Annotated in this window: 1 protein-coding gene and 1 pseudogene; both read right to left on the bottom strand. The window is 47.5% G+C overall.

The features are described 5' to 3' along the window. Positions 1-151: tRNA (adenosine(37)-N6)-threonylcarbamoyltransferase complex ATPase subunit type 1 TsaE (locus ACX5J7_RS10400; protein ID WP_498707100.1), on the bottom strand; the 151-nt coding region annotated here is incomplete at its 3' end. A gap of 74 nt (positions 152-225) precedes the next feature. Further along, positions 226-522 (bottom strand): annotated as a pseudogene (locus tag ACX5J7_RS10395) (ADP-dependent NAD(P)H-hydrate dehydratase); the annotation flags it as partial.

The following is a 522-nucleotide window of genomic DNA, read 5'->3' as shown; positions in this document are numbered from 1 at the left end:
TAAACGTGGTTTTACCTGCACCTAAATCGCCATTTAGGTAAATAACGGCGTGAGCCGGGAGTTGACTTGAAACGGCTTGCGCTAAGTCTTTGGCAAGCTGCGCGGTATCGTCTAATTCATTAGCAAAAAAAGAGGTGTGCGGGTAAGACATCAACAATATTCCACAGTAATTGTAAGCCGAAAAACACAGTAGATGCCTGCCCGTTTAAGACAAAACCACGCTAACTAGTGGTTTATTAATGCACGTACTGCGTCAAACAAATCGCTCGCTATCATACCACGTTGACCATAGAGTTGGGCAATATCATCTCCCGCTTTCGCGTGCAGCACTACGCCGTATTTTGCAGCAATATCTGTTTCTACACCTTGAGCGAGCAATGCCCCTAAAATGCCACTTAACACATCTCCACTTCCCGCGGTAGCCATCCCCGGATTACCATGACGGCTAAACCCGAGGTTTTCTTTCGTATCAATAACGCGTACCCGCCCTTTTAGCACGCAGACGGTCGTGGTAACGCTGTG

The sequence above is a fragment of the Alteromonas infernus genome, assembly GCF_902705815.1.
This window is presented reverse-complemented; position numbering and strand designations above follow the sequence as displayed.